Annotated in this window: 20 protein-coding genes; 2 read left to right on the plus strand and 18 right to left on the minus strand. The window is 62.9% G+C overall.

All coding sequences use genetic code 11. From position 1 onward, the window contains the following. Positions 1 to 182: 182 nt before the first annotated feature. A complete protein-coding gene (locus ACWYRN_RS02370; protein WP_488690960.1) occupies positions 183 to 1,937 on the plus strand; it encodes a PhoH family protein in 1,755 nt (584 codons plus the stop codon). A 293-nt stretch (positions 1,938 to 2,230) separates the two neighbouring features. On the opposite strand, the gene ACWYRN_RS02375 is transcribed toward ACWYRN_RS02370, so the two are convergent. From ACWYRN_RS02375 to rpsF, 7 genes are all read right to left on the minus strand, one after another. Continuing rightward, a complete protein-coding gene (locus ACWYRN_RS02375) occupies positions 2,231 to 3,241 on the minus strand; it encodes an inorganic phosphate transporter (RefSeq protein WP_229438933.1) in 1,011 nt (336 codons plus the stop codon). A gap of 23 nt (positions 3,242 to 3,264) precedes the next feature. Beyond that, complete coding sequence (locus ACWYRN_RS02380) at positions 3,265 to 3,891, minus strand: DUF47 domain-containing protein (protein ID WP_229438932.1); 627 nt, start codon at positions 3,889 to 3,891, stop codon at positions 3,265 to 3,267. Between the two features lie 78 nt (positions 3,892 to 3,969). Beyond that, positions 3,970 to 5,355 carry a replicative DNA helicase gene (locus ACWYRN_RS02385; RefSeq protein ID WP_229438931.1) on the minus strand — a complete coding sequence of 462 codons (1,386 nt, stop codon included), beginning with the start codon at positions 5,353 to 5,355 and terminating at the stop codon, positions 3,970 to 3,972. Between the two features lie 140 nt (positions 5,356 to 5,495). Beyond that, positions 5,496 to 5,948 carry a 50S ribosomal protein L9 gene (rplI, locus tag ACWYRN_RS02390; protein ID WP_229438930.1) on the minus strand — a complete coding sequence of 151 codons (453 nt, stop codon included), beginning with the start codon at positions 5,946 to 5,948 and terminating at the stop codon, positions 5,496 to 5,498. Between the two features lie 41 nt (positions 5,949 to 5,989). Then, positions 5,990 to 6,280, minus strand: a complete 291-nt coding sequence (rpsR, locus tag ACWYRN_RS02395; protein ID WP_036249492.1) for a 30S ribosomal protein S18 — start codon at positions 6,278 to 6,280, stop codon at positions 5,990 to 5,992. Between the two features lie 42 nt (positions 6,281 to 6,322). Beyond that, positions 6,323 to 6,616: a primosomal replication protein N gene (gene priB, locus ACWYRN_RS02400; RefSeq protein ID WP_488690961.1), complete on the minus strand. Its 294-nt coding sequence runs from the start codon at positions 6,614 to 6,616 to the stop codon at positions 6,323 to 6,325. A 44-nt stretch (positions 6,617 to 6,660) separates the two neighbouring features. Further along, complete coding sequence (gene rpsF / locus ACWYRN_RS02405; RefSeq protein ID WP_229438928.1) at positions 6,661 to 7,053, minus strand: 30S ribosomal protein S6; 393 nt, start codon at positions 7,051 to 7,053, stop codon at positions 6,661 to 6,663. Positions 7,054 to 7,284: 231 nt separating this feature from the next. Here rpsF and lexA point away from each other — a divergent pair, with 231 nt between their 5' ends. After that, entirely contained in the window at positions 7,285 to 7,920 is a 636-nt protein-coding gene (gene lexA / locus ACWYRN_RS02410; protein WP_229438927.1) for a transcriptional repressor LexA, read from the plus strand. A gap of 192 nt (positions 7,921 to 8,112) precedes the next feature. On the opposite strand, the gene ACWYRN_RS02415 is transcribed toward lexA, so the two are convergent. The 11 genes from ACWYRN_RS02415 to ACWYRN_RS02465 all read right to left on the minus strand — a co-directional run bounded on the left by ACWYRN_RS02415 (position 8,113) and on the right by ACWYRN_RS02465 (position 18,975). Further along, the gene (locus tag ACWYRN_RS02415) at positions 8,113 to 8,847 is read right to left on the minus strand and encodes a tetratricopeptide repeat protein (protein ID WP_488690962.1); all 735 of its coding nucleotides are present in this window, start codon (positions 8,845 to 8,847) and stop codon (positions 8,113 to 8,115) included. 24 nt (positions 8,848 to 8,871) lie between these two features. Further along, on the minus strand, positions 8,872 to 10,113 hold the full coding sequence (locus ACWYRN_RS02420) for a cystathionine gamma-synthase family protein (protein WP_488690963.1): 1,242 nt from the start codon (positions 10,111 to 10,113) through the stop codon (positions 8,872 to 8,874). A gap of 8 nt (positions 10,114 to 10,121) precedes the next feature. Then, complete coding sequence (gene purF, locus ACWYRN_RS02425; protein ID WP_229438924.1) at positions 10,122 to 11,648, minus strand: amidophosphoribosyltransferase; 1,527 nt, start codon at positions 11,646 to 11,648, stop codon at positions 10,122 to 10,124. Between the two features lie 37 nt (positions 11,649 to 11,685). Next, positions 11,686 to 12,174 carry a CvpA family protein gene (locus tag ACWYRN_RS02430; protein WP_488690964.1) on the minus strand — a complete coding sequence of 163 codons (489 nt, stop codon included), beginning with the start codon at positions 12,172 to 12,174 and terminating at the stop codon, positions 11,686 to 11,688. A 16-nt stretch (positions 12,175 to 12,190) separates the two neighbouring features. Further along, a complete protein-coding gene (locus tag ACWYRN_RS02435; protein WP_488690965.1) occupies positions 12,191 to 13,201 on the minus strand; it encodes an SPOR domain-containing protein in 1,011 nt (336 codons plus the stop codon). Between the two features lie 9 nt (positions 13,202 to 13,210). Beyond that, the gene (folC, locus tag ACWYRN_RS02440; protein ID WP_488690966.1) at positions 13,211 to 14,509 is read right to left on the minus strand and encodes a bifunctional tetrahydrofolate synthase/dihydrofolate synthase; all 1,299 of its coding nucleotides are present in this window, start codon (positions 14,507 to 14,509) and stop codon (positions 13,211 to 13,213) included. A gap of 100 nt (positions 14,510 to 14,609) precedes the next feature. Continuing rightward, complete coding sequence (gene accD / locus ACWYRN_RS02445) at positions 14,610 to 15,485, minus strand: acetyl-CoA carboxylase, carboxyltransferase subunit beta (RefSeq protein ID WP_488690967.1); 876 nt, start codon at positions 15,483 to 15,485, stop codon at positions 14,610 to 14,612. 100 nt (positions 15,486 to 15,585) lie between these two features. Next, positions 15,586 to 15,864, minus strand: coding sequence for a hypothetical protein (locus tag ACWYRN_RS02450; protein ID WP_488690968.1), 279 nt, complete (start codon positions 15,862 to 15,864; stop codon positions 15,586 to 15,588). Positions 15,865 to 16,082: 218 nt separating this feature from the next. Next, positions 16,083 to 16,883: a tryptophan synthase subunit alpha gene (gene trpA, locus ACWYRN_RS02455; RefSeq protein WP_488690969.1), complete on the minus strand. Its 801-nt coding sequence runs from the start codon at positions 16,881 to 16,883 to the stop codon at positions 16,083 to 16,085. A gap of 120 nt (positions 16,884 to 17,003) precedes the next feature. Further along, positions 17,004 to 18,293 carry a tryptophan synthase subunit beta gene (gene trpB / locus ACWYRN_RS02460; protein WP_488692764.1) on the minus strand — a complete coding sequence of 430 codons (1,290 nt, stop codon included), beginning with the start codon at positions 18,291 to 18,293 and terminating at the stop codon, positions 17,004 to 17,006. Next, positions 18,244 to 18,975 (minus strand): phosphoribosylanthranilate isomerase, encoded by a 732-nt coding sequence (locus ACWYRN_RS02465; protein WP_488690970.1) that lies wholly within the window; start codon positions 18,973 to 18,975, stop codon positions 18,244 to 18,246. The genes trpB and ACWYRN_RS02465 overlap by 50 nt, the downstream gene beginning before the upstream one ends. Positions 18,976 to 18,979: the final 4 nt, after the last annotated feature.

Raw genomic sequence — 18,979 nt, forward strand, 5'->3', positions numbered from 1 at the left:
TATTTTGAGTCGCACCGCTTCATCTCAGCATCATTCCAATCTGGCTGCCTGCCAAGGCGGTTTCCCTACTCCCTTGGCCCGCGCCCCCGCAACATTTTTCCAGTGCATAGAACCCGCCCGGCGGCGCGCCCTTCATGGTGCGCTGGCGCGAGCGTCCTCCACTTTTTTAGATTGAGAACCTGATGCCACTACCAAAAATTCCTAGCAAACCGGCCACGCTGCTGCCGGTAAACGAATACCCCAAGGCCGAACCCGGCAAGTCTCCTGTGCGCGCCGTCGCTGCGCCGGTCGAGGCCGATCCTGTCGAAGACCTCATCAGCGGCAAGGCCGTCCCTGCCGCCAAGTCCACCCGTGCCCGCAAGGGCAAGGCCACGCCGCTCGCAGCGGTACCCGCACCCCAGGCTGCACCCGAGCGCCCATCGCAGCCTGCGACCGTTGCCAAGCTCAAGGAAACGGACATGGACGAGCCGCATCCGGCCAAGCACAAGCCGGTCGAGGTCAACGTCAAGTCCTCCACCAGCCGCAAGGCCGACCGTGCCGGCAAGACCAAGGTCTTCGTGCTCGACACCAACGTGCTGATGCACGACCCGACCTGCCTGTTCCGCTTCGAGGAACACGACGTCTATCTGCCGATGATGACGCTCGAGGAACTCGACGACCACAAGAAAGGCATGTCCGAGGTTGCCCGCAATGCCCGCCAGGTGTCGCGCACCCTGGACGCCCTGATCGCCGACATCGACGACGACACCATCGAAGCCGGCATCGAGCTGGCCAAGCTGGGCAACAAGGACGCCAAGGGCCGCCTGTTCTTCCAGACCAAGCTGCAGAATGGCCCCACCCTGCCGGAAGGCCTGCCGGTCGGCAAGGCCGACAACCAGATCCTGGGCGTCGTGAAAGCCCTGGCAGCCGAACAGCCGGACCGCGCCATCGTGCTGGTGTCGAAAGACATCAACATGCGCATCAAGGCACGCGCCCTGGCCTTGCCGGCAGAAGATTACTTCAACGACCATGTGCTGGAAGACACCGATCTGCTGTACTCGGGCATCGTCCAGCTGCCGGACGATTTCTGGGACAAGCATGGCAAGAACATGGAGTCGTGGCAAGACACGCGCAACGGCACCACCTTCTACCGCGTGACCGGCCCCTTCATCAACAGCCTGCTGGTGAACCAGTTCGTCTACCTGGAGTCCGACGATTCGCCCTTCCAGGCGCAGGTAAAAGAGATCAACGGCAAGACCGCCGTGCTGCAGGTGCTGCGCGACTATAGCCACACGAAGAACAGCGTCTGGGGCATTACCGCGCGCAACCGCGAGCAGAACTTCGCGCTGAACCTCTTGATGAATCCGGAATGCGATTTCGTCACCCTGCTCGGCCAGGCCGGTACCGGCAAGACCCTGCTGGCCCTGGCCGCGGGCCTGGCGCAGGTGCTGGAAACCAAGCAGTACAACGAGATCATCGTTACCCGCGTGACGGTGCCGGTGGGCGAAGACATCGGCTTCCTGCCGGGCACCGAGGAAGAAAAGATGTCGCCGTGGATGGGCGCCTTCGACGACAACCTGGAAGTGCTGAACAAGTCCGATAACGACGCCGGCGACTGGGGCCGCGCCGCCACGCAAGACCTGATCCGCTCGCGCATCAAGATCAAGTCGCTCAACTTCATGCGCGGCCGTACTTTCGTGAACAAGTTCCTGATCATCGACGAGGCGCAGAACCTGACGCCGAAGCAGATGAAGACCCTGGTCACGCGTGCCGGTCCTGGCACCAAGATCCTGTGCCTGGGCAATATCGCCCAGATCGACACGCCTTATCTGACCGAAGGGTCGAGCGGCCTGACCTATGTGGTCGACCGCTTCAAGGGCTGGTCGCACAGCGGCCACGTGACGCTGGCGCGCGGCGAACGTTCGCGCCTGGCCGACCACGCAAGCGACGTGCTGTAAGCGGTTTGTGCTTTGATAAAAAACCTGCGCGCCTCGCGGCCCGCAGGTTTTTTTTCGGCCATGCGTTTGTAGGGTGGGCACTCGTGCCCACGCGGTACGGCGGCTGATACGCAATTGTGTATGCAAACAAATGGATGGCGTGCATACCGATTTCCATTCGACGCCGCCGCGTTTCATGCGATGAGACCGCGTGGGCACGAGTGCCCACCCTACGACGTCAACATCAACGGCAAAAACAAAAACGCCCGGCACATTGGCCGGGCGTTTTTCATTTCAATGCGCGCAGCGCACTCTTACATGATGTGACGACCAATCCACCAGGCAATCGCCGCCACGAAGGCCGCTGCCGGGATGGTGAAGATCCACGCCCACACGATGTTGCCCGCCACGCCCCAGCGCACGGCCGAAGCCTTTTGCGAGGCGCCCACGCCGACGATCGCGCCGGTGATGGTGTGGGTGGTCGAGACCGGGATGCCCCAGAAGCTCGCCATCAGCAAGGTCATGGCGCCGCCGGTTTCGGCGCAGAAGCCGCCAACAGGCTTGAGCTTGGTGATCTTCTGGCCCATGGTCTTGACGATGCGCCAGCCGCCGAACAGCGTGCCGAAGCTGATTGCCGCATAGCAGGAGATGATGACCCAGGCCGGCGGGTGTGCATCGGCCGCGTTGGTGTAGCCGGCGGCAATCAACAGCATCCAGATGATACCCATGGTCTTTTGCGCGTCGTTACCACCGTGGCCCAGCGAGTAGCCGGCCGCCGACACCAGTTGCAGGCGGCGGAACCAGACGTCGACCTTGCGCGGCGTGCTCTTCACGAACACCCAGGACACGATCAGCATGATGATGGAACCGAGCACGAAGCCCAGCAGCGGGGCCAGCACGATAAAGGCGACCACTTTCCACAGGCCGGCTGAGATCAGCGCGCCGGTGCCCGACTTGGCCACTGCCGCACCGACCAGGCCGCCGATCAGGGCGTGCGAGGACGACGATGGAATGCCGTAGTACCAGGTGATCACGTTCCAGACGATGGCCCCGACCAGGGCCCCGAAGATCACGTAGTGGTCGACGATGTGCGGGTCGATGATGTCCTTGCCGATCGTCTGCGCCACCTTCATGTTAACGACGAAGATCGCGACGAAGTTGAAGAATGCCGCCATCGCGACCGCCGACTGGGGCTTCAGGACGCCGGTCGAGACGACGGTGGCAATCGCGTTCGCCGAATCATGAAAACCGTTCATGAAGTCGAAGATCAGTGCGAGCAGCACCAGCATACCCAGCACGTAAATGCTGATGGTGAGATGTTCCATAATTATTTTTGTTCTAAGGAAGCTTACGCGTTCTCGACAATGATGCCTTCGATGATGTTGGCCACATCTTCGCAGCGGTCGGTGACGGTCTCGAGGATCTCGTAGATCGCCTTCATCTTGATCAGGTTACGGACGTCCGGCTCGTCGCGGAACAGCTTGCTCATCGCGGCGCGCATCACGTGGTCGGCGTCGGATTCGAAGCGGTCGATTTCTTCGCAGATGGCGACGATCTTTTGCGCGTTGCCCATGTCGTGCAGCAGGGCCACGGCTTCCTGGACCTTCTGGCAGGCCGACAGGCACAGCTCGGCCAGGCGCTTGGCTTCCGGGGTCACGGCGTGCAGGTCGTACAGGGAAATGGTTTGCGCGGCGTCTTCCATCATGTCGAGGATGTCGTCCATGCGCGTGATCAGCTTGTGGATGTCGTCGCGGTCGAGCGGGGTGATGAAGGTCTTGTGCAGCAGGTCGACGGTGGCGTAGGTGATCTTGTCCGCCTGTTTTTCGATGCTTTCGACGGCGTGGACGCGGTTTTCCAGGTCGTCGAAGTTGGTCATCAGGCCAACCATTTCTTGCGCACCCTTCACGCACAGCGCGGCGTGCTGGTTGAACAAATCAAAAAACTTGCCCTCGGTGGGCATCAGGCGTCCAAACATGTATTTCTCCGTGATAAAACTCTTGGGACTGCGAAGTCCGCTGCGGTGTCGGGTACCGGGCAGCGGCGCAATATCGGCTTAATCGCCCTGGTAGACGGCGAGGTTGCCGCTGTAATTGCCAAACTTGGTGTACTGACCGATCCAGGTGAGGCGGATCGCCCCGATCGGACCGTTACGCTGCTTGCCGATGATGATCTCGGCGGTTCCCTTGTCCGGCGAATCGGGGTTGTACACCTCGTCGCGGTACAGGAAGATGATGACGTCCGCATCCTGTTCGATAGCGCCGGATTCGCGCAAGTCGGACATGACGGGCCGTTTGTTCGGGCGTTGTTCCAGCGAGCGGTTCAGCTGGGACAGCGCGATGACCGGGCAGTGGAGCTCTTTCGCCAAGCCCTTCAGCGAACGCGAGATCTCGGAAATCTCGGCGGCGCGGTTGTCGCCCGGCTGGCTGCCCTGCATCAACTGCAGGTAGTCGACGATAATAAGGCCGAGCTTGCCACACTGGCGCGCCAGGCGGCGCGCGCGTGCCCGCATCTCGATCGGGTTCAGCGCCGGCGTTTCGTCGATGTAGAGCTGGGCGTCGTTCATCTTCTGGATCGCGTGCGTCAGGCGCGGCCAGTCCTCGTCGTTCAGGCGGCCGGTACGCAGGCGGTGCTGGTCGAGCTGGCCGACCGAGCCCAGCATACGCATGGCCAGCTGGGCGCCGCCCATCTCCATCGAGAACACGGCAACCGGCAGGCCCGCTTCGATGGCGACGTTTTCGCCGATGTTCACCGAGAATGCGGTCTTGCCCATCGACGGACGGCCGGCCACGATGACCAGGTCGCCCGGCTGCAGGCCCGAGGTCATGCGGTCGAGGTCGATGAAGCCGGTCGGCACGCCGGTGATTTCGCCCTGGTTTTCGCGCGAATACAGTTCGTCGATGCGCTCGACCACTTGCGTCAGCAGCGGCTGGATCGGATTCCAGCCCTGGGCGCCACGGGCGCCCTGCTCGGCAATGGCGAAGATCTTCGATTCGGCTTCGTCAAGCATCTGCTTGACTTCCTTGCCTTGCGGATTGAACGCGTTGCCGGAGATTTCGTCGGCGACGGTGATGAGTTTGCGCAGCACGCCGCGGTCGCGCACGATCTCGGCGTAACGGCGGATGTTGGCGGCCGATGGCGTGTTTTGCGCCATGGCGTTCAGGTACTGGAGGCCGCCGACGTCCTCGGCCTTGCCGAGCGACACCATGGCCTCGTAGACGGTGATCACGTCGGCAGGCTTGCCGCTGTTGATCAGGCGCACCATCTGTTCGAAGATGATGCGGTGGTCGTAACGATAAAAATCGTCCGCGTGCATGAAGTCGGCAATACGGTCCCACGCCGCATTATCGCGCAGCAGGCCGCCGATGACGGACTGCTCTGCTTCGATGGAGTGCGGGGGGATGCGCAGCGATTCGATTTGCGGATCTGCGGGGGTATTCATGGCGGGCATTATACCTGCTCCGGTCACACGGCTGAAATAATTGGCGACTTTTGGGTCATAAAAAAAGCCGGGCGAACCCGGCTTTTTCCAGAATACAACAACTGATTATGGCTTCATAAGCAGCTGTTATTCAGCTTGACTTAGGCAGCTTCGCCCACGACAGCGATCGTGATTTCCACGACGACGTCGGTGTGCAGCGCGACCGCAACCGGGTGTTCGCCGGTGGTCTTCAGCGGGCCGGTCGGCAGGCGCACTTGCGCCTTTTCGACTGCGAAACCTTGCTTGGTCAGGGCTTCGGCGATGTCGAAGTTGGTAACCGAACCGAACAGACGGCCATCGACGCCGGCTTTTTGAGCGACGGTGATGGTCATGCCGCCCAGCTTTTCGCCTTGGGCTTGCGAAGCAGCCAGCTTTTCAGCAGCAGCTTTTTCCAGCTCGGCGCGCTTGACTTCGAACTCGGCCACAGCGGCCTGGGTTGCGCGGCGGGCCATTTTTTGCGGGATCAGGAAGTTACGTGCGTAACCGTCCTTAACCTTGACGACGTCGCCCAGATTGCCGACGTTGACGACTTTTTCCAGCAGGATAACTTGCATATTATTCTCCAGTATTTACTTGTGCTCGTTGCCGTGGCGACTTAAGCGTTGTGCAGGTCGGTGTACGGCAGCAGGGCCAGGTAACGTGCGCGCTTGATCGCGGTGTCCACTTGACGCTGGTAGTGCGCCTTGGTACCGGTCAGGCGTGCCGGCATGATCTTGCCGTTTTCCTGGACGAAGTCTTTCAGGGTGTCGACGTCTTTGTAGTCAACTTGTTCAACGCCGGCGGCGGTGAAGCGGCAGAACTTCTTGCGCTTGAACAGCGGGTTCTGCTGTTTGCGCTTCAGTTTTTCCTTGGCTTTGTTTTTGTCGAACTTTTTACCGAATGCCATTTTGAGGCTCCTGTATATCTAAAAGGTGGGCCGCTGAATTATTTAAGCGGCGGCACTGAAATCAATGATGTGAAACACCAGGGCTTTGCTGTTGCGGTTCTTCTTGGCCAGGAATCCCGTGAACCGGTGGGCGGCGCCCAACTCGGCGCTAGCGAAGCGGCCCGAAATTTCTCCCGCGGCGAACGCGGCTATTTCGAACTCCACCAGCCTTGCCACCCCTGCCTCGACCTGCTGCGAACTGTGCAGCAGGATTGCCGAAACGATCGGCACGCCGGCCGGGGTATAGCGCAGTACGTCGCGTTCAGCGATGGTGGCGACGACTTGTAGCTGGTTCACTTCACTTCGGGCTCACGCCCGTTCACGAATCCTGGGGAAAGAATTTAGGCAGCAGCAGCTGGGGCAGCAGCAGCCGCTGGGGCTTCTGCGCGGTGGCTCTTGGCTGCGTCTTCGCGCTGGACCGACTTCATCATTGGCGATGGAGCGGTTTCAGCTTTCTTCATCTTCACGGTCAGGTGACGCAGCACGGCATCATTGAACTTGAATGCGGTTTCCAGCTCGACCAGGGTCTCGTTGTCGCATTCGATGTTCATGCAGATGTAGTGTGCCTTCGGCAGCTTCTGGATCTGGTAAGCCATCTGGCGACGGCCCCAGTCTTCCACGCGATGGATGTTACCGCCGCGCGCGGTGACGCTGGCCTTGTAACGCTCGATCATCGCCGGGACTTGCTCGCTTTGGTCCGGGTGGACGATAAAAACGATTTCATAATGACGCATGCAACACTCCTTGAGGACGTTTAAACAAATGCCCACCTCGGCGTCAAGACGAGTGTGGGAAGGGAAAGCCGGCAATTATAACGCGAAGCCGGCGGCATGGCAATCGCGGGGGTTTGTACCGCTCTTGCGACAACCCGGCAAGCGAAAAGTGGGATTTATTTGCATTTACCCTTGCATTATGCGAAGCACTGTACAAAAATACAGTCTGAATCGATAACCAGTGGTATACCCATGCTCAAGCTCACTGCAAGGCAAGAACAGATCCTCAACCTGATCAAGGAAGCGATCGACAACACCGGCTTCCCGCCGACCCGCGCCGAGATCGCGAAGGAATTGGGCTTCAAGTCGGCCAACGCGGCCGAGGAGCACCTGCAAGCCCTGGCGCGTAAAGGCGCGATCGAGATCGTGTCGGGCACCTCGCGCGGCATCCGCCTGATCGGCGCCTCCAGCGAACCGGCGCTGCCGGTCATCCCGCCTGCCCTGCTGATGTCGCTGCCGCTCGTCGGCCGCGTGGCGGCGGGTTCCCCTATCCTGGCGCAGGAACACGTGGAAGCGACCTACAACGTCGACCCGGCCATGTTCGCGGCCCGTCCCGACTTCTTGCTGAAGGTGCGCGGCTGGTCGATGCGCGACGCCGGCATCATGGATGGCGACTTCCTGGCCGTGAAAAAGGTCGACAGCGCCAAGAACGGCCAGATCGTCGTTGCGCGCCTGGGCGAGGATGTGACGGTGAAGCGCTACCGCAAGACGGGCGAACTGATCGAGCTGCTGCCGGAAAATCCGGACTTCAAGGTGATCCAGGTTGCGCCGGGCGACGAGTTCGCGCTGGAAGGCCTGGCGGTGGGCTTGATGCGCAGCTGGCACTGATTTTGTGCTGACGTAGAAAAGGCCGCTGACGCGGCCTTTTTGCTTTTCGTAGGGTGGGCTCTCGAGCCCACGCGGTAGAACGCTTAATCAGTCGAAACACCTTGCGTCGCACCGTACGGCAATCCTGACGGGATTTTGTTCGACATGCAGGTGTCGTACCGCGTGGGCTCAAGAGCCCACCCTACAAAAGCGTTACTTGCGCTTGCTCGAGATCGAATCTTCCTTCGGCGCCTTGTTCACGATCGCATTGTGCTCGGCGATATAGGCCTCGGTCGCCGAACGCCACACCGCCACGTCCGCCAGCGTCATCTTGGCGCCGACCTTGGCTTCTTCCGACACGTTCTCCTGCACCTGCGCCAGGTGGGCCTTGGCCTTTTCCATCTCGGTCGCGTTCATCAGCTTGGCCACATCGGCCGGAATCCGGTTCGACAGGGGCGACACCGCATTCAGGTTCTGCACGAAGCCGTTGTAGCAATCCTGCCATTTGTTGATCGCATTCGCGACCCGGTCGATCTCGTCGCTCTGCTTCGAGATCGGTGGCACGCGCGGCGCCGGGCAGTGGAACTTGCCGGACTTCAGGTCTTCGCCATCGTACTTCGACACCCAGTAATCGATGTCGGCACGGCGCGCGACGCGCTGCTGCATGATCACCAGCGAATCCGCAGCCACCTTGTTGCCCTTGGCCGCTGCCTTGGTGAACCACGCCGTGGCCTTGGCCTCGTCGACCTCGCCCGCTTCGCCATACCAGTACATCTGGCCCAGGCTCTGCTGGGCCTCGACGTTGCCGGCATTCGCCAGCTTGGTGTACAGCTTCATGGCTTCGGGATACTTCTTCTGCTCGAACAAGGCCTTGGCGTCTTCCAGCTCGCCCGCGTGAACAAATCCTGCCAGCAGCAGGCCGGCAAACAGCAGCGCAGTTTTCTTCATGTTGTCGCGTCTCTTCAGTATGGATTACGCGCCAAGTGCCGCGCGGAAGTCTTCCAGCAAGTCCTCGGTGTCCTCGATGCCCACCGAGACCCGGATCAGCGACTCGGCAATGCCCATGCTGGCGCGGCGCTCGGCGCCCATCTCGAAGAAGATCGTGTGCGCCACCGGAATCACCAGGGTACGGGTATCGCCCAGGTTACTCGCCGGGATGGCCAGCTTCAGGCGGTTCAGGTAATCGAAGCAATCGATGCCGTCCTTCAGCTCGAAGCTCAGCAGCGAGCCGCCGGCGCGGAACAGTTCCGTCGTCACCCCATGCTGCGGGTGCGATGCCAGGCCCGGGTAGTGCACGGCTGCCACGCGCTCGTCCGCTTCCAGCATGCGCGCCAGCGCCAGCGCATTGCCCGTGGTGCGCTCCATGCGCAGCGCCAGCGTTTCGGCGCCGACCGCGATGTGGTGCGCAGCTTCCGGCCCGAGCGAGGCGCCGAAGTCGCGCAGGGCCTTCGCGCGCAGCTGCGCCATGCCCTGGTTGGCGGCCGGCTGCTTGCGGAAGTTGTCGGCGATATTCGGATAGGCGCTCCAGTCGAACAGCCCGGTATCGGTCAGCGCACCACCCAGCGCAATACCGTGGCCGGCAATCGACTTGGTCAGCGAATTCACGACCAGGCCGGCGCCCACGTCCTTCGGGCGGAAGAGATACGGCGTGGTCATGGTGTTGTCGACCACGTACAGGATGCCGCGCGCACGGCACAGCTCGCCGATGCGCTTGAGGTCCGCCACCTGGGTGCGCGGGTTGGCAATCGTCTCGACGAACACGAAGCGCGTGTTTGGCGTCAAGGCCGCTTCCACGTTGGCCACGTCGGTGGCGTCGACAAACGACACGTCCACGCCCTGCCCTGCCACCGTCTGCCACAAGCTGTTGGTGTTGCCGAACAGGAAGCTCGACGAGACGATGTGGTCGCCCGCCTTCAACAGCGCCTGGAACAGCGCGCCGATGGCCGCCATGCCGGTGCCGAAGCACAGGGTGGCGACGCCGTCTTCCATCTTCGTGACCTTGTCTTCCAGCGCGGACACGGTCGGGTTGCCCTGGCGGCCGTAGCGGAAGCCCGGCTCCTTGCCCTGGAACACCGAGGCCAGCTGGCGCGCATCGTTGTAGCCGAATGCCACCGAGGTGTGCACCGGCTTGTGCAGCGAGCCCTGCTCGATCGTCTTGCGGCGATCGTTGTGCAGGATGGTGGTGGTGAAACCGTAGTTCTTTTTATCGCTCATGGTGCACTTTATTCCGCGGCGACCGGTGGGTTCAGGTTCAGCTGGGTACGCACGGCATCCTCCGCCGGCGCCGGCTTGCCGCCGTTGTGGCGCGCCGATTCCAGGTTGTCCAGGTAGGCCGGGGTCACGTCGCCGGTCACGTACACGCCGTCGAAGCACGAAGCCTCGAAGTTGGTCAGTTCCGGGTTCACGTCCGAGATCGAGCGCTTCAGCGCATCGATGTCCTGGTAGACCAGGCGGTCGGCCGTGATTTCCTTGCACACTTCCTCGACCGTGCGGCCGTAGGCGATCAGCTCGTCGCGGGTCGGCATGTCGATGCCGTACACGTTCGGGAACAGCACCGGCGGCGCCGCCGACGCGAAGAACACCTTGCGGGCGCCGGCTTCGCGCGCCATCTGCACGATCTCGCGGCTGGTGGTGCCGCGCACGATGGAGTCGTCGACCAGCAGCACGTTCTTGCCCTTGAACTCGGAGCCGATCGCGTTCAGCTTCTGGCGCACCGACTTCTTGCGCATGCCCTGCCCCGGCATGATGAAAGTACGGCCGATGTAGCGGTTTTTAATAAAACCTTCGCGGTATTCGACGCCGAGTTTGAGCGCCAGCTGGATCGCAGCGGGACGCGAGGAATCGGGAATCGGCATGACGACGTCGATTTCCTCGACCGGGATTTCCTTGCGGATCTTGTCGGCCAGGTATTCACCCATTTTCAGGCGGGTGGCATACACCGAGGCGCCGTCGATCACCGAGTCCGGGCGCGCCAGGTACACGTATTCGAAGGCGCAGGGGTTTAGCGATGGGTTTTCCGCGCACTGGCGCGCGTGCAATTGGCCATCGTCGCCGATGAACACGGCTTCGCCCGGCGCGATGTCGCGCACGAAACGGAAGCCGATGCCTTCCAGCGCCACCGATTCGCTCGCCACCATGTATTCGATGCCGTGCTCGCCCTCGTTCATGCCCAGGCACAGCGGACGGATGCCGTAGGGGTCGCGGAAGGCCAGCATGCCGTGGCCGGCGATCTGGGCGACGACAGCGTAGGCGCCGCGCACGCGCTTGTGCACGATGCCGACCGCCTTGAACAGGGCCTCGGCGTCGAGCGAATAGCCATTCGCCGCGACCTGGATCTCGTGGGCCAGCACGTTCAGCAGCACTTCCGAGTCGGAATTGGTATTGATGTGGCGGCGGTCGTTACGGAACAGCGCGTCTTTCAGCTCGGCCTGGTTCGTCAGGTTGCCGTTGTGGGCCAGGGTAATGCCGAACGGTGCGTTCACGTAGAACGGCTGCGCTTCTTCCTCGCTCGACGAACCGGCGGTCGGGTAGCGGCAGTGACCGATGCCGGTGTTCCCCTGCAGCGAACGCATGTTACGGGTGCGGAACACGTCACGCACCAGGCCGTTGGCCTTGTACATCGAGAACATGCTGCTGTGATTGGTTGCAATGCCCGCCGCATCCTGGCCGCGGTGCTGCAGCAGCAGCAATGCGTCGTACAAGAGCTGGTTGACGGGAGTTTGCGAGACGACGCCGACGATGCCACACATGGTGTGCTCCTAAGAACTGAATGCAGTTACAGAAAGATCAAAACTGAACATGCTGCGCCAGGGCAGCGGGAAGGAAAGGCTTGACCGTGCGTGCACCGGTCTCCGCCAGGGGCGATAAAAGCGCTTCTTTCCAGAATGCTTGTTGGGGAATGGAAGTCATCGAACACAATATGACGGCGGCCAGCACCATGACAATACCGCGCGCCAGGCCAAACAGTCCACCGAGGCCGCGGTCCGCCAGGGTCAGCCCGGCCGCCTCGATCAGCGAACCGAGCGCCAGCGCCAGCAGCCCCATCAGGATGCGCACGCCTAGGAATAGAGCAACAAAGGCCACCATCAGGCGCACCGTATCGCCGGGAATCATTTCCGGCAACAGCGGCGCGAGCTGGGCGCCGTAGGCGTTCGCCACCACGAAGGCGACGACCCAGCCCAGCAGCGACAGGATTTCCTTCACCAGGCCACGCATGGTGCTGATGATGACGGAGGAAATCAGCACGAACAATACCAGATAATCGAAAATCGTCACGCTGCCCCGACCACGCTTACACCGGAACCAGGAAACCGCTGAAGCCCTGGCTGCTCAATTTAGCACGGGCTTTTTCCGCTTCTTCGCGGCTGCCGAAGGGCCCCACCTGGACCCGGATCAGCTCGCCCGACTTGCGGGTATGGGCGCTGACGCCGGCGGCGCGCAGGCGCGCCTGCAATTCGGCCACCTTGTCCTGGCTCGCCAGTGCGGCTACCTGGACTACGAAGCGCCCGCTGCCCTCGGGCTTGGCGGCGGCCGGCTTCTCGGCCTTTTCAGCCGGCTTGCCTTCGAGCAGGGCCAGCGCACGCGCGGCGTCCTGGTCCTTCGCACGCGGCTTGTCCTCGGCCTTCTTCTCTTCCGCCTTCTTCGGCTCGGGCTTTTTCGGCTCCGGCTTCGGCTCGGGTTTCTTCGGCTCGGGCTTGTGCTCGACAGGCTTGGGTTCGGGCTTCTTCGGCTCGGGTTTTACCTCAGGCTTGTGTTCCACCTTGGGCGCCGGCTTCGGTTCCGGCTCGGCATACACCAGCTCTTTCGGATCGAACTTCGGCGCCTGGGCCATCCGCACCGGCGGCGGCGTCGTTCCCTGGTTCGTAGCTGGATTCGTACCTTGCGTGGCGGCAGGCGGCGCCGGCGGATCGATGATTTCCTCGTCCCCATCGACGCTGTCGGCAGCCGGCACCGGGTTTGATGGCACCGGCAGGGCCGGCGCCTTGTCCTTGGCCGGGATGTCGATGGCGATGTCGCCTACCAGCGGACGCGGTTCCGAGTCGAGCAGCATCGGCAGGCCGACGGCGGCGGCCAGCGCCAGCGCAATCGCGCCTACCAGGCGGCGCCGTGCGCGCTTCTTTTCGGGCAGCATGGGGTCGCCACCGCTGCGGCTGCGGCGCGAGGCGCTGGCCGCTTCGCCCGCGTAGGCAGCCCGCTTGGCACGGGCGCGCTCGGCAAGATTGTCGTCGTCGCGGGAGAAATGGCCACTGTCCTGGGCAGTGTTTTCTTGCTTGTTTTTACTAAAGATCGAGAACAAGCCCATGCGTCTTAATCAGTGAAGAGAGTTTTTTCGGGCCGCCATCACGCCGGCGACGGTATAGAACGAGCCAAAGACCACAATTCTATCATTCTCCCCGGCACGGCTCACCGCATTTGCGAATGCGGCGGCGGGATCGGCGAAGGTGGTGACGGAAAAATCCTCTTCTTTCGCGCCGCCAGGCTTCAGGGCACCCACTTGTGCAGCCAGTTTTTCGCCCTTTGCCGAGCGCGGCGACGGCAGGTCGGCCAGGCACCAGTGGTCGATCAAACCGGCCATGGGGGCCAGCACGCCCTCGATATCCTTGTCTTCCATGATGCCGAACACGGCGTAGGTGTAGCGATGGAAACCCATGTTGCCGAGGTTCTGGGCCAGGGTGGCCGAGGCATGTGGGTTATGCGCCACATCGAGCACCGTGGTCGGGCGGCCCGGCAGCACCTGGAAGCGGCCCGGCAGTTCCACCAGCGCCAGGCCCGTGCGCACTTCCTGTGCGCCAGCCGGCAATTGCATGCGCAGGGCCTCGAGGGCCGCCAGCGCCGCCGAGGCGTTCAGCAACTGGTTCGCGCCGCGCAGGGCCGGATAGGCCAGCGAATTGCGGCGCATGCTGCGCCCGCCCCAGCTCCACTGCTGCTGGTCGCCCTGGTAGTTGAAATCGCGGCCGATCAGCCACAAGTCGGCGCCGATGTCCTCGGCGTGCTTGATCAGCGTGCTTGGGGGCACCGGGTCGCTGCAGATCGCCGCCTTGCCGGCGCGGAAGATGCCGGCCTTTTCGAAACCGATGGCCTCACGCGTGTCGCCCAGGTAGTCGGCGTGGTCGATGTCGATGCTGGTGACGATGGACACGTCGGCGTCGATCACGTTCACCGCGTCCAGGCGCCCGCCCAGGCCTACTTCCAGGATCGCCACATCGACGCCGGCCTTCGAGATCAAGTGCATGATGGCCAGCGTGGTGAACTCGAAATACGTCAGCGAAATGTCGCCGCGCTGGGCTTCGACATAGGCAAAGGCGTCGACGATGGCCTCGTCGCCCGCCATCTCGCCATTGATGCGGGCGCGCTCATTGAAGTCGAGGAAGTGCGGCTTGATGTAGAGGCCGACGCGGTAGCCGGCGTGCAGCAGGACCGATTCGAGCATGGCGCAGGTTGAGCCCTTGCCGTTGGTGCCGGCCACCATGATCACCGGGCAGTTGAAGGCCAGGCCCATGCGCTCCTTGACGGCGCGCACACGGTCCAGGCCCATGTCGATATAGGTTTCGGCGTGGCGCGACTCGATCAGCGCCAGCCAGTCAGGCAAGGTGGTGGGAAGGTTTTGCATGGAATTGAACACGGGGCTGTGAAGAGGAACGGCCGGCGGCCCGCTAGGCGGACGGCCGGCCGTCAGGATGGTTCGATCTTGCGCCGGGTTGACTCGGAGCTTACTCGGCGACGACTTCCGCAGCCTGGTTCTGCAGCAGGGCCAGCAGGCGCGCAATTTCTTCGCGCATCTTGCGGCGGTCGACGATCATGTCGACGGCGCCCTTCTGCACCAGGAACTCGGCGCGCTGGAAGCCTTCCGGCAGCTTTTCGCGCACGGTGTTTTCGATCACGCGCGGGCCGGCAAAGCCGATCAGGGCCTTCGGCTCGGCGATCACGACGTCGCCCATGAAGGCGAACGAAGCCGAGACGCCGCCCATGGTCGGGTCGGTCAGCACGCTGATGAACGGCAGCTTTTTCTCGGACAGCTTGGTCAGCATGGCCGTGGTCTTGGCCATCTGCAGCAGCGACAGCAGGCCTTCCTGCATGCGCGCGCCGCCGGTGGCGGTGATGCAGATGAACGGCACTTTCTGTTCCAGCGCGACCTGGGCGCCGCGGGCGAAGCGTTCGCCGACGACCGAGCCCATCGAGCCGCCCATGAATTCGAATTCAAAGCAGGCAACGACCACCGGCAGGCTCATGATCGAGCCGCCCTGCACGATCAGCGCGTCGGTTTCGCCGGTGGCGTCCATGGCGGCCTTCAGGCGGTCCGGGTACTTTTTGCTGTCCTTGAATTTCAGGGTGTCGACCGGCAGCGCTTCCTGGCCGATTTCATAGCGGCCGCCGGCGTCGAGCAGCGCGTCGAGGCGCTCGCGGGCGCGGATGCGCATGTGGTGGTCGCACTTCGGGCAAACGTGCTGGTTCGCGTCCAGGTCGGCGCGGTACAGCACGGCTTCGCACGATGGGCACTTGACCCACAGGCCTTCCGGCATGGTCTTGCGATTGGCGGCATCGGAGCGCTGGATCCGTGGGGGCAGCAGTTTTTCCAACCAACTCATGTTATCTCCTTTGCGGCGTGTCTGAAGTTGGGGCGTAGTGTAGCCGCTAGCGCCGGGCTTGTCGACCGCTTGGCTTTCTGACAATCGGTCCGCAGCCCGCTTATTGACTGACCTCGACCGTCGTGAACTCGAAACCGCCGATGCGGGCCGCGATCACGTTATACACCCAAGCGCCGACCAGCGTGAACACGAATCCGATCAGGGTATAGAGCAGCGGCATCAGGACCAGCATCACGAGCGAGAAACCGGCGCCCTGCCCCTGCCCCATCATGGTCGGGATGACCATCAGCAGCGTGAACGGGAGCGAGATGGCGAAATACAGGGCCGCCATCACCTTGGCGTTCTGCAGGATGGAAACGCTGACGACTTGCTTTTTCATGGGAGAGCCCGTTCGTACGAGAGTTGTAGTTGACGTAATGTAACGTACGCGATGACAACTGGACAAGTCATCAAATGCAGTCGTTTTGTCTTCGACGCCTGGGGAACAGGATCGGTTCAAGCCGATGCGCAGGCAAGGCGGCGATAAAAAAACCGGCGGCAGACATGTCTGGCGCCGGCGTGCATGTGATCCGGGCGAACCCGGAAGGTGCGCCTGGCTCAGGCCGCGTCGAGCGCCGTGCGGATGCCGCCGACGAAATCGCGCACCGCCGCCACCGCATGGTCCGCGCCGACGTTCTCGATTTCCTGGATGATGCGGCTGCCGATCACCACCGCATCGGCCACCGAGGCCACTGCCCTGGCCGTTGCCGCGTCGCGGATGCCGAAGCCGACGCCGATCGGCAGGCTCACGTGTTCGCGGATCGCGGCCACGCGGCGCGCCACGTCCTCGGTGTCGATGCTGCCGGCGCCGGTGACGCCTTTCAGCGACACGTAGTAGCTGAAGCCGCTGCCATAGCGCGCCACCTGGCGCACGCGCTCCGTGGTCGAGGTCGGCGCCAGCAGGAAGATCAAATCCAGGCCGGCCGCGCGCATGGCGTCGGCAAAGGCTTCGCACTCTTCCGGCGGGTAGTCGACCACGATGGCGCCGTCAGCGCCGGCTTCCCTGGCGCAGCGGATGAATTCGTCGGGGCCGATGCGCTCGATGGGGTTGGCGTAACCCATCAGGACCACGGGCGTGCTGGTGTCGGTCTTGCGGAACTCGCGCACGAAGTCGAAGACGTCGGGCAGGCCGATGCCGAATTTCAAAGCGCGTTCGCAGGCGCGCTGGATGACCGGGCCTTCGGCCATCGGATCGGAGAAGGGAACGCCGAGTTCGAGGACGTCGGCGCCGCCTTCGACCAGCGCGTGCATCAGCGGCACGGTAAGGCCGGGACCGGGATCGCCGGCGGTGATGAAGGTGACGAGACCGGTTTTATCTTGTTCGCGCAGGGTCGCGAAGGTTTGTTCGATGCGGGACATGGTTTTTATCCGATAAGTTTGTGGCGGTCGGGTTTGCATGGGACGGTTGAACGCGTGGACGGGAAACCCGTCCACCCTACGTAGGGTGGTCGGCTTCGCCGCCCACGCGTTCCGCAACAGTCAGCTAAAATCCAAGCCCATTCGTTGCGCCACCGTGTGCATGTCCTTGTCCCCGCGCCCCGACAGGTTCACCAGGATGATCTGCTCCTTCGGCAGCGTCGCCGCCAGCTTCACGCCGTAGGCGATCGCGTGCGAGGACTCCAGCGCCGGAATGATGCCCTCGATGCGGCAGCAGTCGTGGAAAGCCTGCAGCGCCTCGTCGTCGGTGATCGACACGTATTCCGCGCGCGCCGAATCCTTCAGCCAGGCGTGCTCGGGCCCGACGCCCGGATAATCCAGGCCGGCCGAGACCGAATGGGTCTCGATGATCTGCCCGTTCTGATCCTGCAGCAGGTAGGTGCGGTTCCCGTGCAGCACGCCCGGGAAGCCGGCCGACAGCGAGGCCGCGTGTTTGCCCGAGGCTATGCCCTCGCCCGCCGCCTCGACGCCGACCAGTTTCACGCCCGGCTCGTCGATGTAGGGATAGAAGATGCCCATTGCGTTCGAGCCGCCGCCGATGCAGGCCACCACGTAGTCGGGCTGGCGGCCGGTCATTTCCGGCATCTGCACGCGGCATTCCTCGCCGATCACCGACTGGAAGTCGCGCACCATCATCGGGTAAGGATGCGGGCCGGCCACGGTGCCGATGATGTAGAAGGTATTTTCGATGTTGGTGACCCAGTCGCGCATCGCTTCGTTCAGCGCGTCCTTCAGGGTCTTGGAACCCGACTCCACCGGCACCACGGTCGCGCCGAGCAGCTTCATGCGGTACACGTTCTGGGCCTGGCGCTTGACGTCCTCGGCGCCCATGTAGACGATGCACTCCAGCCCGAAGCGGGCGCAGATGGTGGCCGTGGCCACGCCGTGCTGGCCAGCGCCGGTCTCGGCGATGATGCGGGTCTTGCCCATGCGCCGCGCCAGCAGGGCCTGGCCGATCACGTTGTTGATCTTGTGGGCGCCGGTGTGGTTCAGGTCTTCGCGCTTGAAGAACACTTGCGCGCCGCCGGCCAGCTCGGACCAGCGCTTGGCGTGGTAGACCGGCGACGGACGGCCGACGAAGTGGGCCAGCTCGTAGCGGAATTCTTCGAGGAATTCAGGGTCGTGCGAATAGCGCGCGTAGGCCTCGTTCAGTTCGGCCAACGCGTGGCTCAGCGTCTCGGCGACGAAGCTGCCGCCGTAGGGGCCGAAGTGGCCGCGCGCGTCGGGAAACTGGTACTCGGTGGTCTGGAACAGGGCGTTAGCGCCGCGCTCAGTTGCTGCTTCAATGAGGGGTTCCTGGGCTTCCAGGGCGACTTCCTGGATTTCTTTCATGGTCATGATCGGTCTCGCTATGGGTGATGGCATCGGCTGCCCGCACCGCGGCGACAAAGGCCGCGATCTTGCGGGCGTCCTTGATCCCCTTCGCTTCCTCGACACCACTGCTGATGTCGACGGCGTAGGGGCGTACGCGGACCGTTGCGTCAGTCGCGTTTTGCACGCTCAAGCCACCACTCAAAACGACCCGAGGCGCGAGCTCTTTTGGAATAAGAGACCAATCGAAGACCTTTCCTGCGCCGCCATACACATCCACGTGGGCATCGAGCAACAGGCTCGAGAACCAGGGACTGGCAGCGCGGTATGCGAGTTCGCATTCTAGCAGTTCGGCATGCGCCGTGTCCGGCTTGACGCGGAAGGCACGCACGAAGGGACGTTTCACCACAGCCGCGATCCGCGCGCATTCCTCAGGCGTTTCGTCGCCGTGGAACTGCAGCAGCGCGACCGGCGCCGCATCGATTACCGCCTTCACCTCCTCCAGCGTCGCATTCACGAACAGGGCGGTGGCGCTCACATACGGCGGCACCAGCCGGCCCAGTTCGGCGAAGCGTTCGGGGGTGACATAGCGCGGACTCTTCGGGTAGAACACGAAGCCGAGGGCGTCGGCGCCGGCATTGACTGCCGCGTGCAGGTCTTGCTCGCGGGTGATGCCGCAAATCTTGATGCGGGTGCGTTTCATGGTG

The sequence above is a fragment of the Massilia sp. BAP21 genome (genome assembly GCF_057801335.1).

Bases quoted from the DNA above. Each gene is read 5' to 3' on its own strand.
- purF (WP_229438924.1), bottom strand. From the start codon at position 11,648: ATGTGTGGCATCGTCGGCGTCGTCTCGCAAACTCCCGTCAACCAGCTC.
- rplI (WP_229438930.1), bottom strand. From the start codon at position 5,948: ATGCAAGTTATCCTGCTGGAAAAAGTCGTCAACGTCGGCAATCTGGGC.
- ACWYRN_RS02385 (WP_229438931.1), bottom strand. From the start codon at position 5,355: ATGAATACCCCCGCAGATCCGCAAATCGAATCGCTGCGCATCCCCCCG.
- ACWYRN_RS02465 (WP_488690970.1), bottom strand. From the start codon at position 18,975: ATGAAACGCACCCGCATCAAGATTTGCGGCATCACCCGCGAGCAAGAC.
- accD (WP_488690967.1), bottom strand. From the start codon at position 15,485: ATGAGTTGGTTGGAAAAACTGCTGCCCCCACGGATCCAGCGCTCCGAT.
- rpsF (WP_229438928.1), bottom strand. From the start codon at position 7,053: ATGCGTCATTATGAAATCGTTTTTATCGTCCACCCGGACCAAAGCGAG.
- ACWYRN_RS02420 (WP_488690963.1), bottom strand. From the start codon at position 10,113: ATGAGCGATAAAAAGAACTACGGTTTCACCACCACCATCCTGCACAAC.
- ACWYRN_RS02370 (WP_488690960.1), top strand. From the start codon at position 183: ATGCCACTACCAAAAATTCCTAGCAAACCGGCCACGCTGCTGCCGGTA.
- rpsR (WP_036249492.1), bottom strand. From the start codon at position 6,280: ATGGCATTCGGTAAAAAGTTCGACAAAAACAAAGCCAAGGAAAAACTG.
- trpB (WP_488692764.1), bottom strand. From the start codon at position 18,293: ATGAAAGAAATCCAGGAAGTCGCCCTGGAAGCCCAGGAACCCCTCATT.
- ACWYRN_RS02380 (WP_229438932.1), bottom strand. From the start codon at position 3,891: ATGTTTGGACGCCTGATGCCCACCGAGGGCAAGTTTTTTGATTTGTTC.
- ACWYRN_RS02450 (WP_488690968.1), bottom strand. From the start codon at position 15,864: ATGAAAAAGCAAGTCGTCAGCGTTTCCATCCTGCAGAACGCCAAGGTG.
- folC (WP_488690966.1), bottom strand. From the start codon at position 14,509: ATGCAAAACCTTCCCACCACCTTGCCTGACTGGCTGGCGCTGATCGAG.
- trpA (WP_488690969.1), bottom strand. From the start codon at position 16,883: ATGTCCCGCATCGAACAAACCTTCGCGACCCTGCGCGAACAAGATAAA.
- lexA (WP_229438927.1), top strand. From the start codon at position 7,285: ATGCTCAAGCTCACTGCAAGGCAAGAACAGATCCTCAACCTGATCAAG.
- ACWYRN_RS02415 (WP_488690962.1), bottom strand. From the start codon at position 8,847: ATGAAGAAAACTGCGCTGCTGTTTGCCGGCCTGCTGCTGGCAGGATTT.
- ACWYRN_RS02435 (WP_488690965.1), bottom strand. From the start codon at position 13,201: ATGGGCTTGTTCTCGATCTTTAGTAAAAACAAGCAAGAAAACACTGCC.
- ACWYRN_RS02375 (WP_229438933.1), bottom strand. From the start codon at position 3,241: ATGGAACATCTCACCATCAGCATTTACGTGCTGGGTATGCTGGTGCTG.